General features: G+C 71.3%; 9 protein-coding genes and 2 riboswitches. Of the genes, 6 read left to right on the top strand and 3 right to left on the bottom strand.

Annotated elements, in window-relative coordinates; all coding sequences use genetic code 11:
• Nucleotides 1-109 precede the first annotated feature (109 nt).
• From QF035_RS08950 to QF035_RS08940, 3 genes are all read left to right on the top strand, one after another.
• Nucleotides 110-1,159: a LacI family DNA-binding transcriptional regulator gene (locus tag QF035_RS08950; protein ID WP_307519459.1), complete on the top strand. Its 1,050-nt coding sequence runs from the start codon at nt 110-112 to the stop codon at nt 1,157-1,159.
• Between the two features lie 125 nt (nt 1,160-1,284).
• On the top strand, nt 1,285-4,164 hold the full coding sequence (locus QF035_RS08945) for a glycosyl hydrolase family 95 catalytic domain-containing protein (RefSeq protein WP_307519458.1): 2,880 nt from the start codon (nt 1,285-1,287) through the stop codon (nt 4,162-4,164).
• Nucleotides 4,165-4,356: 192 nt separating this feature from the next.
• Nucleotides 4,357-4,529, top strand: a riboswitch (cyclic di-AMP (ydaO/yuaA leader).
• 95 nt (nt 4,530-4,624) lie between these two features.
• Nucleotides 4,625-6,100, top strand: a complete 1,476-nt coding sequence (locus QF035_RS08940) for a C40 family peptidase (RefSeq protein WP_307519457.1) — start codon at nt 4,625-4,627, stop codon at nt 6,098-6,100.
• A gap of 106 nt (nt 6,101-6,206) precedes the next feature.
• On the opposite strand, the gene QF035_RS08935 is transcribed toward QF035_RS08940, so the two are convergent.
• From QF035_RS08935 to QF035_RS08925, 3 genes are all read right to left on the bottom strand, one after another.
• Nucleotides 6,207-7,067, bottom strand: coding sequence for a DUF4394 domain-containing protein (locus tag QF035_RS08935; RefSeq protein WP_373466937.1), 861 nt, complete (start codon nt 7,065-7,067; stop codon nt 6,207-6,209).
• A 191-nt stretch (nt 7,068-7,258) separates the two neighbouring features.
• Nucleotides 7,259-10,555 carry an AfsR/SARP family transcriptional regulator gene (locus QF035_RS08930; RefSeq protein ID WP_307519456.1) on the bottom strand — a complete coding sequence of 1,099 codons (3,297 nt, stop codon included), beginning with the start codon at nt 10,553-10,555 and terminating at the stop codon, nt 7,259-7,261.
• A gap of 140 nt (nt 10,556-10,695) precedes the next feature.
• Entirely contained in the window at nt 10,696-11,391 is a 696-nt protein-coding gene (locus QF035_RS08925) for a glutathione S-transferase C-terminal domain-containing protein (RefSeq protein ID WP_307519455.1), read from the bottom strand.
• A gap of 210 nt (nt 11,392-11,601) precedes the next feature.
• A riboswitch (SAM riboswitch) is annotated at nt 11,602-11,747 on the bottom strand.
• 309 nt (nt 11,748-12,056) lie between these two features.
• On the opposite strand from QF035_RS08925, the gene QF035_RS08920 reads away from it, so the two are divergent.
• The 3 genes from QF035_RS08920 to QF035_RS08910 all read left to right on the top strand — a co-directional run bounded on the left by QF035_RS08920 (nt 12,057) and on the right by QF035_RS08910 (nt 14,955).
• The gene (locus tag QF035_RS08920; RefSeq protein ID WP_307519453.1) at nt 12,057-12,179 is read left to right on the top strand and encodes a putative leader peptide; all 123 of its coding nucleotides are present in this window, start codon (nt 12,057-12,059) and stop codon (nt 12,177-12,179) included.
• A gap of 75 nt (nt 12,180-12,254) precedes the next feature.
• Nucleotides 12,255-13,514 carry an LLM class flavin-dependent oxidoreductase gene (locus QF035_RS08915; protein ID WP_307519452.1) on the top strand — a complete coding sequence of 420 codons (1,260 nt, stop codon included), beginning with the start codon at nt 12,255-12,257 and terminating at the stop codon, nt 13,512-13,514.
• A 22-nt stretch (nt 13,515-13,536) separates the two neighbouring features.
• Nucleotides 13,537-14,955 (top strand): NtaA/DmoA family FMN-dependent monooxygenase, encoded by a 1,419-nt coding sequence (locus QF035_RS08910; RefSeq protein ID WP_307519451.1) that lies wholly within the window; start codon nt 13,537-13,539, stop codon nt 14,953-14,955.
• The last annotated feature ends 17 nt before the right edge of the window (nt 14,956-14,972 follow it).

Here is a 14,972-nt window from a genome sequence, read left to right as displayed (position 1 = left end):
GGGAGTGGCGTGCCATCTCTGCATCTCGGGACCGCCTCTACTCCCGGGAGTATGGTTGCGATAGTTTTCGCAACTCGTGACCGCCTCGGAAACGTAGGAGATTCATCCGATGACGTCAACAGTTCGGACCGGATCTGCCCCAGGGAGGCGGCGTACTCTGGCCGAAATTGCCGAACAAGCGGGCGTTTCGGTCTCCACTGTTTCCAAGGTGCTGCACGAGAGATCCGATGTATCAGCGGAGACCAGGGCCAAGGTGCAGCGCATCCTCGAACAGCACGGCTATCTGGCGAAGCATCGTCCCGCGGCCACCGCGGCACCACCCGGTGGTCTGATCGACTTCGTCATCAACGAACTGGACAGCCCCTGGGCCGTGGAGCTGATCCGCGGTGCGGAGGACGTCCTGCACGACGCGAACATGGGACTGGTCGTCTCGGCCACTCATGGTCGGACCAGACGCGCCCGCCAATGGCTGGACTCCCTGGCCACCCGGTCCACCCGCGGGGCGATCCTCGTGGTGCCTGAGCTGACGCCGGAGCAGCACGAGGAGCTGGGCCGGCTCGGCATCCCGTACGCGCTGGTGGCGCCGATCGACGAGCCCGCGCCCGGGACGCCGTGGGTGGGTGCGACCAACTGGCCCGGCGGTCTTGCCGCCACCCGCCATCTCATCGAGCTGGGCCATCGGCGGATCGCGATCATCAGCGGCCCGGAGCGCCGGCTCACCTCGCGGGCGCGGGTCGACGGCTATCGCTCGGCGCTGACGGAGGCGGGGCTCCCCTTCGATCCGGCGCTGGTGCGCTACGGCGACTTCACCCACGACCTCGCGCACCGGCACGCGCTGGAACTGCTGGCGCTGCCCGAGCGTCCGACGGCGGTCTTCGCGGGCAGTGACCACCAGGCGCTGGGTACCTACCGGGCCGCCGCCGAACTCGGGCTGCGGATCCCGGCCGACGTCAGCGTGGTCGGTTTCGACGACCTGCCGTTCGCCGACTGGGTGACCCCTCGACTGACCACGGTCCGCACCCCCCTGGCAGACATGACCGCCCTCGCGGCGCGGATGGTGCTCCGGCTGCTGTCCGGGGAGCAGCCGGAGGCGACGCGAGTGGAGGTGGCGACGGAACTGGTGGTGCGGGAGAGCAGCGCGCCGCCGGGTCGTGGATGAGTCGTCGTTGATCAGTCATCGGATGAACAGCTGAGTGTGTGAGTCGTATTGACGCCTCATTAGCTGCTTCCTACCCTCGCATTCAACCAAGTCATCGGATCAATGTGGCGGGACGGGAGTCGATGATGGGTGTCAGCAGGCGGGGATTCCTGGGCCGCGTCGCCGCGAGCGCGGCCGGCGGAGCGGCGACCGGAATGGGCGTCGCGGAACCGGCGTCGGCCCAACCGGGCCCGCTCGTCGGCCCCGTGGCCCTCACCGGTATGCGTACGGACCGCGAATGGCGGGACTTCCTCGCCGGACAGGACCCGCGCTGGAAGCGACTGCCGCGCGCCTGGTACGAGGGGCCCTTCCTCGGCAACGGCCTGCTCGGCTCGATCATCCACGGGGAACCCGGGACCAACGCCCTGCGCTTCACCGTGCACCACACCGAAGTGCAGGACCACCGGCCGGAGTTCGGCCACAACTGGGGCGTGGCCCGCCTCCCGGTCGGCAACCTCCGTCTGCACCCCGTCGGCGCCATCACGGGCGCCGACCTGCGCCTGGACCTGTGGAACGCCGAGGTCAGCGGAACGGTCACCACGGACAAGGGCACCATCGCACTGCGCGCGCTGGTCCACAACGACCGGACGCTGCTGCTCGTCACCGCACGCGCGAGCGCGGGCGAGCGTGATTTCCGCTGGGAGTTCGTCCCCTCGCCCGCCGTCAGCCCGCGCATCGTCCGGGAGGACCCTCCGGCGGGCCTGGAGCCCAACCCCGCTCCGGTGACCACACGCGAGCCGGACGGCACGGGCGTCGTCGTCCAGTCGCTGGTCGCGGGAGGCCAGACAGTCACCGCCCACCGGGAACACCGGCGGGGCGACGAGCGCGCGTACGTACTGGCCGTCGCCCACTCCCATCCCGGCACCGACGCCGAGGGACGGGCGAGATCCGCGGTCCGCAAGGCATCGGCGCTGCCCGTCTCCAGCCTGCTGCGCACCCATCGTGCGTGGTGGCACCGCTTCTACCGCAAGAGCTTCCTCTCCGTCCCCGACGAGATGCTGCAGAGCTTCTACTGGATCCAGCTCTACAAACTCGCCTCCGCCGCCCGCGAGGACGCGCCCATCATGGCGACCACCGGACCCTGGCTGGAGTCCACGCCCTGGCCCGCCGTGTGGTGGAACCTCAACGTCCAGCTGGAGTACTGGGCGGTGCACGGCTCCAACCACCTTGAGCTGGACGCCGTCCCACGCACCCTCGCCGAGAACACCGGCACACTCGTCGGCGGCCTGCGCCCCGAGTACCGGCCCGACTCGGCGGGCCTGCGCCGCGCCACCGACGCCACCTGCGACACCAGCGGCACCGTGGCTGTCCCGGGCATCGGCGCCAGTCCGGAGCTCGGCAACCTCCCCTGGGCGCTGCACAACGTCTGGCTGACCTACCGCCACACCATGGACCGGGGCGTCCTGGAGGACGTCCTGTACCCGCTGCTGCGCCGAAGCACCAACTACTACCTGCACTTCCTGTACGAGGGCGACGACGGCAGGCTGCATCTGCCGCCGACCCACTCGCCCGAGTACGGCAACGCTCCGGACTGCAACTACGACCTGGCACTGCTGCGTTGGAGCTGTACGGCCCTGCTGGAGATCGCCGCCCTGCTCGGTGTACGGGACGAGCTGGCGCCCAAGTGGCGCGAGGTGCTGGAGAAGTTGACCGACTACCCGGTGGACGGGAACGGCTTCATGATCGGCGCCGGCGTTCCCTTCGCCAAGTCCCACCGCCACTACTCCCACATGCTCTCCGTCTACCCGCTCCACCTCGTCAACTGGGAGCAGCCCGAGCACCGGGACCTGATCGAGCGGTCGCTGAATCACTGGATCGGCTTCGAGGGTGCCCTGCGCGGCTACAGCTTCACCGGCGCCGCCTCCATCACCGCCCAGATGGGCCGGGGCGACGACGCGCTGACGTACTTACGGGAGCTGGTCGACCGGTTCGTACAGCCCAACACCATGTACTACGAGGCGGGTCCGGTCATCGAGACACCGCTGTCCGCCGCGCAGAGCCTGCACGACATGCTCTGCCAGAGCTGGGGCGACACGATCCGCGTCTTCCCGGCCGTCCCGGGCGCGTGGCGGGACGTCACGCTGCACGACTTCCGCACCCAGGGCGCGTTCCTCGTCAGCGCCGTCCGCCGGGGCGGCACCACCCGCTGGATCCGTGTACGCAGCCTCGCCGGAGAGCCGTGCCGGGTACGCCACTCCCTGCGCGGCCGGCTCGCGGTCGCCGGGGTCGGCGGCCCCGCACCCGCCTGGCGCGACCTGGGCGACGGTGTCGTCGAACTGGACCTGGCACGGGACGCGGAGGCGGTGATCCACCCGGTCGGCTCGCGGCCCGACCTGCGGATCGCCCCGGTGAAGGTGACCGTGCCCGCCGACCCGTGGGGACTGCCGGAACCGCCGCAGAGCGGAACCGTCACCCAGCTCGATCTCACAGGGCACTTCGACAACGACGGCATCACCACCGAGATGTACTACGGCGACGGGGACTTCGACGGCACCGGCCGTACGTACCCCATGGCCCAACTTCCGCAGACCGGGCAGACGACGGACAACGGGATCGCCTTCCTCTTCACCAACGGCAGCGAGGGAACGAACAACAACCTCGTGGCGGCAGGGCAGGAGATCGCCGTTCCGCAGGGCGCGCAACGTGCGTTCACGAAGCTGCACGTGCTCGGCGCGGGCGACACGGCGGCCGTGACCGTCCCCGCGGTGGTCCGGTACGCCGACGGAACGAGCGAGGCCGCCCCGATCGCGCTCACCAACTGGCTGGCGTCCGGTCCCGAGTTCGGAGAGACCGAGGCGGTGATCACCGGTCAGATCCACTCGCGCACCGGGCCGTTGGCCACCAAGGCGGCCGTCTTCCATCAGGTGATCGAGCTCGACGCGAGCAAGCAGCTCACCGCGATCATGCTGACCGGGCCCTCAGGGTCGTCCAGGGCCCATGTCTTCGCCGTCTCGCTGGAGCAGTAGTTGCGAGTGGCGGGAGCAGCAGGATCGGCGAACCGTGAGAAGTCGTCGAAGTCCGGCGATGTCTCGACCCGGTACGACGAAGGTCACAGTTATATATCGGACACTTCGCCCTTCAATCTTCACACGAGGTGCACATGTTGGCTAAGTTGACGGACAGGACGCACGACTCCCTCCGGTGAACCTCGCCGGGTCGCGCGGCCTCCGCCGAATCCGGTGGCCCTCGCGGCGACCGGAACCGGGGACCCAACCGAACTTTGGGGTGAATCGGCCCGACCGCCCGACAGGGCAAGGGCCGTAGGGCATACCTTCCGGATTCCTCGCCCGAACCCGACAGCTAACTCGGTAGGCGGAGCACGGAAGGAGTACGGCTCCCATCGCGCCGGAACGAACCCCGCGCCCCGGAGGCAGCAACCTCCCGGGCATACCCCGGCCCGCCCTCGCGACGGCGGCCGCCACCTCAGTGGACCTCTACTCCTCGGCCGGCGGATCCTCGCCCGCAAGAGGGGACGACGGGCCCAGTCGCGAAGAGGTCCAGCAGCGGATCAGCAGCCTCTACGACCAGGCAGAGACCGTCAGCGGGAACTACAACGCGACCCGGGCGATGAACTCGGGCCGGCCGCGTGAGCGTATGGCGCCCGGGCCCGACACCGGGCGTGGGCGTGCCGACACGGTCGCCGCCGCCGATCCCGTTCTGAGCGACCGCGCCAAGCAGTGGTTCGACGTGGGGCGTTCGCAACTGGGGCCCCTCATCCCCGCCGTGCTGCCGCCCGACAGGGCGCCGGACCGCGGCCAGGCCGCGACGCGGCCCAAGAGCCCCGGTGACCGTCCGGCAGACCGGTCACCCGACCGCTCGCCCGACCGTGCGCTGGAAGGGGCGGGCAAGCCCCTCCTGGAGCTGACCGCCGGACCCGGCGCCGCGACAGCCGCCCGACCCGTGGCGGAGTTGACCGCAGGACCCGTCGCCGCGCTGCCGGCCGTGCCGCAGGCGCGTCAGGAGGCCACCGCGGTACTGCCCGTGACTGCCGCCGATCCGCGGCAGTCGCTGAAGACCTCCAAGCAGCGGAACCAGAGCAAACTCGCGAAGGCCCGTGAACTGCTCTCCGCACACATCGCCCGGCGGAGCGCGCCGGTGGCGGCCATCGAACCTCCTCCGGCGGAGACCGCCTGGGTCACCACCGAGGGACAGGGCTACCGCCAGGCCGAGGCCGAATGGTGGCAGCCGCAGGCACAGGCGCAGCCGCTGTCGGCCGGTTTCGGCATGGAACCGGCTGTCGACGCCTTGGGCGGCCCGGACCTGACGTTCGGCATGGGGCTGCCCGCCGCTCCGGCTCCGGCAATCGTTCCACCAATCGCTCCGGCTCCGTCGTTCGGCATGGATCTGTCCATGGGCCCGGACCTGTCGTTCGGTATGGCTCCGCCCGTCGACTCCCGTACGCCGATCGGCACGGGCCTGCCCATCGGTTCGGACGGTGCTGCGAACCCGGGGTATGGCACTCCGACCCCGGGATACAGCGCTTCGTCTCCGGCATACAGCGGTCGGTCGACCCCGGGATACGCCGGATCGACCCCCGGATACGGCGGGAAGGCCGCGACAGCCGTCGACTTCGCCCGTGAGCAGATCGGCAAGCCCTGTGTGTGGGGAGCGATGGGGCCGGGCTCGTACGACTGCTCCAGCCTCACCCAGGCGGCGTGGAAGGCGGCGGGGGTCGCACTCCCGCGTACCGTGCACGATCAGGCGGTCGCCGGTACGGCTGTCCCCCTCTCCGACATCCGTCTCGGCGACCTGGTCCTCTTCCACGGGCACGTCGGCCATGTCGGCATCTACAGCGGCAACGGCATGATGGTCCACGCGCCGAGCCCGGGGGCGTCCATCCGCGAGGAGTCGATCCACTGGGCCGGCGAGGCGGCGATCCACAGCGTGATCCGGCCCGCCTGACCCCGGAGCCGTACCTGACCCGGAGGCCGTATCGGAACGCGCGCGAGGCGCCGACCGATACGGCCTCTGATCGTCTCGTCTCCGAGACGGCCGGTCCGCGGTCGGGTCAGCCCGCGTCGAGCGCGACGGCGATGTCGGTGATGGGTATCGGGAACGCGTACACGTCGGTCGTGGCTCCGGTGAGTACGTCGACGGTGTAGAGCGTCGTCGTCGAGGCACCGGCCGGAGTGAGGGCGGCGAAGGCCGTGTTCGAGATGGTCTTGCCCGCGCTCAGGTCGCTGAAGATGTCGAAGCCCGCGTTGGCGCCGGCGTCGAAGCCGAGCGAACCGGTCGCGGTCAGCAGGCCGTTGGCGGGCGGTGACTGGATGACGACCTGGTCCGAGGTCGTGTTGATGTCGAACAGCGTGGTCGCGGTGGCCGAGTTGAGGTCGTTGTTCGTGTAGGCGGCGCCGGTGACGCCGTGGGTCGTCGCCCCGTCCGTGGTCAGCGGGGTGTTCGTGGCGGTGCTGCTGTTGGCGAGGTTGTGCGCCAGGTTCTGGCCGGTGTCGCTGATGATCCGGAGCCGGTCGGCCGCGGGGTTGAAGTCGACACCGAAGTTGGTGCCCTGCAACGGGACACTGAGCTGCGAGACCTTGGTGACCTGTACGTCCGGGACGGCGGGCGGGGTCTTGACCGTGTAGACGCCGCCCTGGTTGCCGACGGCGTACATCAGTCCGTTCTGTACGCGGAAGTCGATCCCGATGACCGAGGTGTCGCCGCTGAGCCCGTTGATGACCCTGAACCAGTTGAGCACGTCGGGTCTGTCGGTGGTGAAATACGCCATCAGCTTGCCGTCGGCCGAGATGCCGAACGCCGGCAGGCTGGGCGTCGCCGCGTGGCTGGTGCCCGGGGTCGCCACGACGAGTGCCGCCATGGCGGACGCGGCCGCGACCGCCGTGGCCAACTTCTTCCTGAGCCCTGCTTTCATCGCTTCTTCCCTCTCGGTCGGCGTGAGCTTGAGCGTGGAGGTGAGCACGAGCGTGTACTGAGGCATAGGCATTGCCGCCTGGTCCGCCAGGCCGGATCGTCAGGCGGCGACGGCAAGCTATGGGGCAGGACTGGACGTCCACTGGACGGTGGTTGAACGGCTGGACGGTTGAACGGCGGGGCTCCGCGGGTTCACGGCCCCGATGTGGTCGACGACGCGGTGGCTGTCACCCACGGCCCCAGGGCCCGGCGGGCGCGCTCGGCGCCTGCGTGCGCCCGTGCCAGTTGGTCGTGTTCACCGGTCACGGCCGCGACCGTCGCCGCGGTGGAGTGGTGGTCGAGCGCCTCGTCGTGACGGCCGCTGCCGTGCAGCGCCTCGGCCAGGCCGTTGAGCGCCGACGCCTCGCCGTAGCCCTCCCCGTTCTCACGGAACAGTTCGAGGGCTCGCCGCTGACAGGCGACGGCGGCCTGGAACTCGCCCTGTCCCAGCCGGATGTCGCCTAGGCCGGACAGCGCGTACGCCTCGCCGCCGTGGTGCCCCAACTGCCGGAAGAGCGTGAGGGCCTGCTCCTGGCATTCGGCCGCGGACTCCGAACGGCCCAGCCGCAGAAGGGCGTTGCCGAGATGGGAGAGGGTGCGGGCGCGGCCGATCCGGTCACCGGTCAGGTCGTGCAGGGCGAGGGCCTGCCGTTGGTGGTCGGCCGCCTGCTCGTACTCGCCCAGCCGCAGACACACATTGCCGAGGTTCGTGAGGGTGCGCGCCTGGCCCACCTGGTCGCCGGTCTCCCGGTAGAGGGCGAGGGCCTGTTGATGGTCGTGCGCCGCGTCGCGGAGACTGCCCAGCCGCCAGTGGACGTTGCCGAGGTTGGACAGGGTTCGCGCCCGCCCAGCGCGGTCGCCCGTCCGGAGGTGCAGTTCGAGGGCCCGTACGAGGTGGTCCTCGGCCGATCCCGCGTCGGCGAGCCGCCAGTGCACGACCCCGAGGTTGGTCAGTGCGTGGGCCTGTCCGCCCAGGTCACCGATCGTCTCGGCGGCCCGCAGGGCGTGGCGGTGGATCTCCAGCGCCTCGGTGTGGTGACCGGAGTCGAGGTGGCGGAACAGCAGAGCAGCCAGACGGACGGCGTGCCGGGGACTGCCGCGGTCCGCGGCCACCGCGCAGACGGCGGCCAGCGTCGGCCGCTCGGCGTCCAGCCAGGCCAGTGCCGCGGCCGCGTCGCCGACGGCGGGCGGGGCATGGACGGAGGGTGCGACCGCGGGCCTGTGGTGCCGCTCGGCCGGGTAGAGCGTGTCCATGGCTGCCGCGGCCGTGCCGAGGTAGTGGTCGAAGAGACGAACCAGCGCGGCCTGCCGTTCGGCCTCGGAGTCATGCGTTCGGGTCAGGCGGTACGCGTAGGCACGCAGCAGATCGTGGGTGCCGAACCGGCCCGGCCGGGCGGGCTCCAGGAGATGGGCCCGGGCCAGCAGGGCCAGTGTTGCGGCGGCCTGGGCGGGGCTCTCACCGGCACCCGCGCGCTCGTCGCCCGGTACGGCATCTGACGCGTGGGCCGACACCCGGCCTGGCATGTGGTCCGGCAGGTGGTCCGGCGCGTGGAGTGGCAGGCTGTCCGGCACCTGGTCCGACAAGGCGCCCGGCACGTGCTCGGGTCTCTCTTCCTGCGCTGCGCCCGGCACATGGGTCGGCCCCTCGCCCGGCACACAGGTCGGTGCTTCCCCCGGCGCTTCGCCGATCAGCGCCGCGACCGCATGGGCGTCCGCCTCCGGTCCCGGGTGCAGGCTCAGCAGGCGGAAGGTGCGGGCGGCCGGGGCGGGGAGCCGCTCGTAGGACCAGGAGAACACCGCCTCCACCGCCGCGCGCCGGTCGCCGCCCGCGTCCAGGAGGTCGAGCCGCCGCTGCTGGTCGGCCAGCTCCGCGACCAGGTCCGCCAGTCTCGACGACGGGTGGGCGACGGCGAGTTCGGCCGCGACCCGGAGCGCCAGCGGGAGACGTGCGCACTGTTCGGCCAGGGCGGCGGCCGACCCCGGCTCGGTGTCGACGCGCGCACCGACGAGCGTGCGCAGCAGGGCGAGGGCGTCGGGCGGCGGGAGCGGGCCCAGACCGATACGGCGGGCGCCGTGCAGGGCCACCAGTCCGGCGAGGCTGTCCCGGCTGGTGACCACGACCGCACAGGCCGGCGAGCCGGGAAGCAGCGGGCGGACCTGCTCCTCGGACAGGGCGTTGTCGAGGACCAGCAGCATCCGCCGGTCGGCCAGTTCGGTCCGGAACCGGCTCGCGCGGTCGTCGACGTCGAGCGGGATCGCGTCACCGGGCACTCCGAGGACGGTGAGAAACCGGGTGAGGGCGTCGCCGGGCGGCATGGGGCGGTCCGGGTCGTAGCCGCGCAGGTTGACGTAGAGCTGGCCGTCGGGGAACCGGTGCCGCGTGCGGTGCGCCCAGTGGACGGTCAGCGCGGTCTTTCCCACCCCGGCCGTGCCGGAGACGACCGTGACGGCCCCGGCCGTCGGACTGCCCGCCGCCGCGGCCAGCAGCCGGTCCAGCGCCGACAGTTCCGGGTCCCGGCCCGCGAAGTCGGGTACATCCGCGGGGAGTTGCGCGGGTAATCGGCGCGCCGAAGTCGGGTACGGGGGTACGTGGGCGGGCACCTGCGCGGGCAACTCGGCGGCGCCTGCCGTGCCAGGGCCGTCGGCGGTGTCGTGGGCGGGAGCGTGCCCGGCGTCGGGAGCGGAAGGCCGGGTGCGGCGGCGCAGCAGGGCGGCATAGGCCTCGGCCAGTGCTGGGCCGGGGTCTACGCCGAGTTCGTCGGCCAGCCGGCGCCGGCTCCGTCGGTAGACGGCGACCGCCTGATCACGTCGCCCGACGGCCTCGTACGCCCGGATGAGCCGGGCCTGGGCGTCCTCGTCCAGCGGCTGCGCGACCGCGGTCTCCTCCAGGACGGGCAGCGCGTCGGCGCTCCGGCCCGCCGCGATCATGGCCTCGCCGTACTGGGCGACCGCCCCACGGCGTTCCTCCGCCAGCGCGACGACCACCGGGTGTGCGGAGAGGAAGGGCAGGTCCGCGAGGGGCGGTTGCTGCCAGAGCCCGAGTGCGTCGGTCAGCAGTGCGGCGGCCCGCTCCTGGCCGCCGCGCCGCCCGTCCCGTCGTACGGTCACCGCCTCGGCGACCAGGTCCCTGAAGCGCAGCAGGTCGATGGCGTCGTACGGGACGCGCAGCGCGTAGCCGTCGCCGAGCCGGGGGAGCAGCGCACTGCGGGAGCGTGGTGGCCGGTCCGGCTCCAGCAGGTGGCGCAGATGCTTGATGTGGGTCTGGACGACGTTCGGCGCGGTCGCCGGCGGGCGCTCGCCCCACAGTGCGTCCGCGAGTCCGAAGAACGGCAGTTGCTGTCCACGGGACACGGCGAGCAGGGCGAGTACCGCGCGGCGCTGGGGCGAACCGAGGTCGAGGCGGGTGCCGTCCCGCCAGGCGCAGACCGGCCCGAGTACCTGAATGCGCATCCGCTCCCCGCCCCCAGTTTTACAACTCCCTCACTGTTCCCTTTCTCTATCCCCGTTACCGGCATATCCGGAAGGCGTATTCAGGCCCACTGCCGCACAGTTGTCACACCCGCCGGTGGGCCGGCGCTCAGGTTCTGCGCTCAGCGCTCGTCGGTGGAGAGGTCCGGGTGATCGCCGAGACGTCGTACGTACTCCTCGATGTGGCGGTACGGAGCGAGGGTGCCGGCCGCGTCGAAGTGGTCGAGGTGGGTGAGTGTCACCCAGAGGTCCCTGTCAGCGGTGCCGAGCTCGTCGCCCAACACGTAGGGCTGGCAGGCGAGTTGCCGGTCGAGCCGGTCCAGTGCGGACTCGCGTGCTCCGTCGGCGAGCAGGCCGGCCAGGTCGCGGAGGATGTCGGGCGTGTGGTTGCTGACGACGCGTCCGCTCCAGCGGTCGCACAGCGCGGGCGCGGTGAGCGGGCCGTCGTAGTGGTGCCAGGTCGCCTCGTAGGCGCCGCGCAGCGATGCGAAGCCATCGGGTGTCTCGGCGGGGAGCTTCAGGACCGTGGTGGTGAGCGCGCCCTTGAGGCCGAGCAGGTCGAGGACGACCGCCACGCGCCCCGAGTAGGGACAGGCCTCCGACAGATACAGCTGATAGCGGTGCGGCGCCGGGTAGAAGCCGCCCGCGAGACCGACGCCGATACGGCTGCGGAAGCGGTGCGGGCGGGCGGCCGGAACGGGGACGGACGTGCCACCGGCGGCCGTACCGCAGCCGGAGGAGTGGGCGGCGCTCGGGCGGGAGGCCGCCGTCGTGAAGGTGTCGGTGCTGCTGGAACCACGGGAAACTGTCTCGGGCATGACTCTCCAGGGGGAACGCGGAGGCCCTGGCCGCCTCGTGGGCGCCAGCGGCGGAACGGAGTGACTGCGCTGCCGTACAGGTCCGGATCGGTCGGACGCGTAGCGGATCAGTAAGCGCTGGAGACACGCGACAAATCGATGTGCAGGCGCCTCGTCAAGCCGTTCCTGGACAATTCCCACCGGTCCTGCCGTCGGGGCTCGCGAGACGCGAGACCACGCTTGCCCCGCCGCTCCGGCGGAACCCGGTCGTCACCCGGGGCACCCCGTCGCGGTGGAAGGGTTGCCTGCCAGCGGGCCGGGGCCGATGACCGCACGAACGGGGAGTCCCCGCACGACGGGCGCTGGCAATCGTGACCGTCTCCGTCAGTGTTGATGCGCTCAGCGTGACCGTCAAGACGGCGTCTCAGCAGCTGGGCATCCGGCCGCCTCACCACAAGACCGGCTTCGCACCTCGTGATGAGAAGCGTCCTGACAGGAACGCCCGGTGGCCGAAGGAACAGGAACTCCCGCCAGCCGTGGCAACAGGAACTCTTGGTAGCCGGAAGAAAAGGCACAGCCGTACTGTTGTGCTCGTTGACGACGAGGCGGTGCCCGATCGAGGGCCCGCGAACACGAGGTCGGCCGGACCCCAGGTCCGCCGGGCCGGAAGGGCGGAGGTGACGCACGTGCCGGCGCGAACCGTGTCCCGCCGCAGCGCCCCGAAGGCCGCCCCGCTCCATCGCGTACGCCTCTACTCCCGGCCGCACATCGACCTGCTGCGCGTTGCCGGCGCGCTCTGTTGCTCCTGACCCGAATCCCACGCGGCCGCGTCCTCCGGTGAGGGCCGGCTTTCTCGTACGGTCGATCAGGAAGGCACACCTCTCGTGTCCTCAGCACCTTCTGCCCTGCCCTCCTCCGCGCATCTGCACCTCGCCGTGGCGCTCGACGGCGCCGGCTGGCATCCCTCCGCCTGGCGCGAACCGGTGGCCCGGCCCCGGGAACTGTTCACCGCCGGTTACTGGGCCGACCTCGTCGCCGAGGCCGAGCGCGGTCTCCTCGACTTCGTGACCTTCGAGGACGGCCTCGGACTGCAGTCGTCGCACTTCATCGAGCCGGACGGGCGGACCGACCAGGTCCGCGGCCGGCTCGACGCCGTTCTCGTCGCCGCCCGGGTCGCCCCGTTGACCCGCCACATAGGTCTGGTGCCGACCGTGGTGGCCACGCACACGGAGCCGTTCCACATCTCCAAGGCCATCGCCACCCTCGACTATGTGAGTTCCGGCCGGGCGGGCTTGAGGGTGCAGTTGACGGCACGCCAGAACGAGGCGGCGCACTTCGGCCGCCGAACGCTGCCCCGCCTGGACGCCTACGACAGCCCGGCCACCCAGGACGTGGTGACCGAACTCTTCGACGAGACGGCCGACTACGTCGAGGTCGTACGCAGACTCTGGGACAGCTGGGAGGACGACGCCGAGATCCGGGACGTGACCACCGGCCGCTTCGTCGACCGCGACAAGCTCCACTACATCGACTTCGAGGGCCCGCGCTTCAGCGTCAAGGGCCCCTCCATCACCCCGCGTCCGCCCCAGGGCCAGCCCGTCGTCAGCGCCCTCGCCCACCAGACCGTCCCGTACCGGCTGGTGGCCCGCGCCACCGACATCGGCTACGTCACCCCGCACGACACCGACCACGCCCGGGCGATCGTCGCCGAGATCCGCGCCGAGCAGGCCCTCGCGGGCCGCGCCGACCAACCTCTGCACGTCTTCGGGGACCTGGTGGTCTTCCTCGACGACGATCCGGCCGCCGCGGCCGCCCGAAGGGACCGTCTCGACGCCCTCGCGGGAGAGCCGTTCACCAGCGACGCCCGCGTCTTCACCGGCACACCCGCCCAACTCGCCGACCTGCTCCAGGAGCTGTGGTCGGCCGGGCTGAGCGGCTTCCGGCTGCGCCCCGCCGTCCTCGGCCACGACCTGCCCGCCATCACCCAGGGACTGGTCCCCGAACTCCAGCGCCGGGGTGCCTTCCGCCGCGCCTACGAGGCCGACACCCTGCGCGGACTGCTCGGGCTCACCCGCCCGCCCAACCGCTACGCCACCGGCGCTGCTGCCGCCAACGCCAACGCCGCTGCCAACGCCACCGCCTGAGCCGGACGGAGACCGCAGGACCATGAGCAAGCCGCTGAAGCAGATCCACCTGGCCGCCCACTTCCCCGGCGTCAACAACACCACCGTCTGGAGCGCCCCGGAGGCCGGCAGCCACATCGAGTTCAGCTCCTTCGCGCACTTCGCACGGACCGCCGAACGCGCCAAGTTCGACTTCCTGTTCCTCGCCGAAGGGCTGCGACTGCGCGAACAGGGCGGAAAGATCTACGACTTGGACGTCGTCGGCCGCCCCGACACCTTCACCGTCCTCACCGCGCTCGCCGCCGTCACCCAGCACCTCGGCCTGACCGGCACCATCAACTCCACCTTCAACGAGCCCTATGAAGTAGCTCGGCAGTTCGCCAGCCTCGACCACCTCTCGGACGGGCGCGCCGCCTGGAACGTCGTCACCTCCTGGGACGCCTTCACCGGCGAGAACTTCCGGCGCGGCGGCTTCCTCCCGCAGGACGAGCGCTACTCCCGGGCCAAGGAGTTCCTGGCCACCGCGAACGAACTCTTCGACTCCTGGCACGGCGACGAGATCATCGCCGACCAGGACACCGGCACCTTCCTGCGCGACGCGAAGGCCGGCGCCTTCGTCCACCAGGGCCGGCACTTCGACATCGAGGGGCAGTTCAACGTCCCGCGCTCCCCACAGGGCCGCCCGGTGATCTTCCAGGCCGGCGACTCCGAGGAGGGCCGGGAGTTCGCCGCCGCAGGCGCCGACGCGATCTTCAGCCGGTACGCCACCCTCAAGGACGGCCAGGCGTTCTACACGGACGTCAAGGGACGCCTGGCCCGCTACGGCCGTACGCCCGACCAGTTGCTGATCCTGCCCGCGGCGACCTTCGTCCTCGGCGACACCGACGCCGAGGCGGAGGAGCTGGCCCGCGAGGTGCGCCGGCAGCAGGTCAGCGGGGCGACCGCCATCAAGCACCTGGAATTCGTCTGGAACCGCGACCTGTCCGCGTACGACCCCGACGGCCCGCTGCCCGACATCGACCCCGACCTCGGCGAGCACACCGTCGCGCGCGGCCGGGCCCAGGTCCGGATGTACCGCGACCCGCTGGCCACCGCCCGGGAGTGGCGGGAGCGAGCGGCCGCCAACAACTGGTCCATCCGCGACCTGGTCATCGAGACCGGCAACCGCCAGGCCTTCGTCGGCTCCCCGGCCACGGTCGCGGCCACCATCGACGACTTCGTCCAGGCCGACGCGAGCGACGGCTTCATCCTCGTCCCGCACATCACCCCCGGCGGCCTCGACGCCTTCGCCGACACGGTGGTCCCGCTGCTCCAGGAGCGCGGTGTGTTCCGTACGGAGTACGAGGGCACGACCCTGCGCGACCACCTGGGCCTGGCCCATCCCGATTCCCGTACCAGTGCCGATGCCGATGTCGACGCCGCCGACGACATCGGTGAGCGAGGTGAGCGGGTGGCTTCGTGAACGTACGGGCGGTCACT

The sequence above is a fragment of the Streptomyces umbrinus genome (assembly GCF_030817415.1).
In the GTDB taxonomy this organism is placed as follows: domain Bacteria; phylum Actinomycetota; class Actinomycetes; order Streptomycetales; family Streptomycetaceae; genus Streptomyces; species Streptomyces umbrinus_A.
The sequence above is the reverse complement of the archived record's forward strand: the minus strand, read 5'-3'. Positions and strand labels throughout refer to the sequence as shown.

What these genes read in the sequence shown, in the direction of transcription:
- QF035_RS08950 (WP_307519459.1), top strand. Translation starts at nt 110, where the DNA reads ATGACGTCAACAGTTCGGACCGGATCTGCCCCAGGGAGGCGGCGTACT.
- QF035_RS08945 (WP_307519458.1), top strand. Translation starts at nt 1,285, where the DNA reads ATGGGTGTCAGCAGGCGGGGATTCCTGGGCCGCGTCGCCGCGAGCGCG.
- QF035_RS08935 (WP_373466937.1), bottom strand. Translation starts at nt 7,067, where the DNA reads ATGAAAGCAGGGCTCAGGAAGAAGTTGGCCACGGCGGTCGCGGCCGCG.
- QF035_RS08930 (WP_307519456.1), bottom strand. Translation starts at nt 10,555, where the DNA reads ATGCGCATTCAGGTACTCGGGCCGGTCTGCGCCTGGCGGGACGGCACC.
- QF035_RS08925 (WP_307519455.1), bottom strand. Translation starts at nt 11,391, where the DNA reads ATGCCCGAGACAGTTTCCCGTGGTTCCAGCAGCACCGACACCTTCACG.
- QF035_RS08910 (WP_307519451.1), top strand. Translation starts at nt 13,537, where the DNA reads ATGAGCAAGCCGCTGAAGCAGATCCACCTGGCCGCCCACTTCCCCGGC.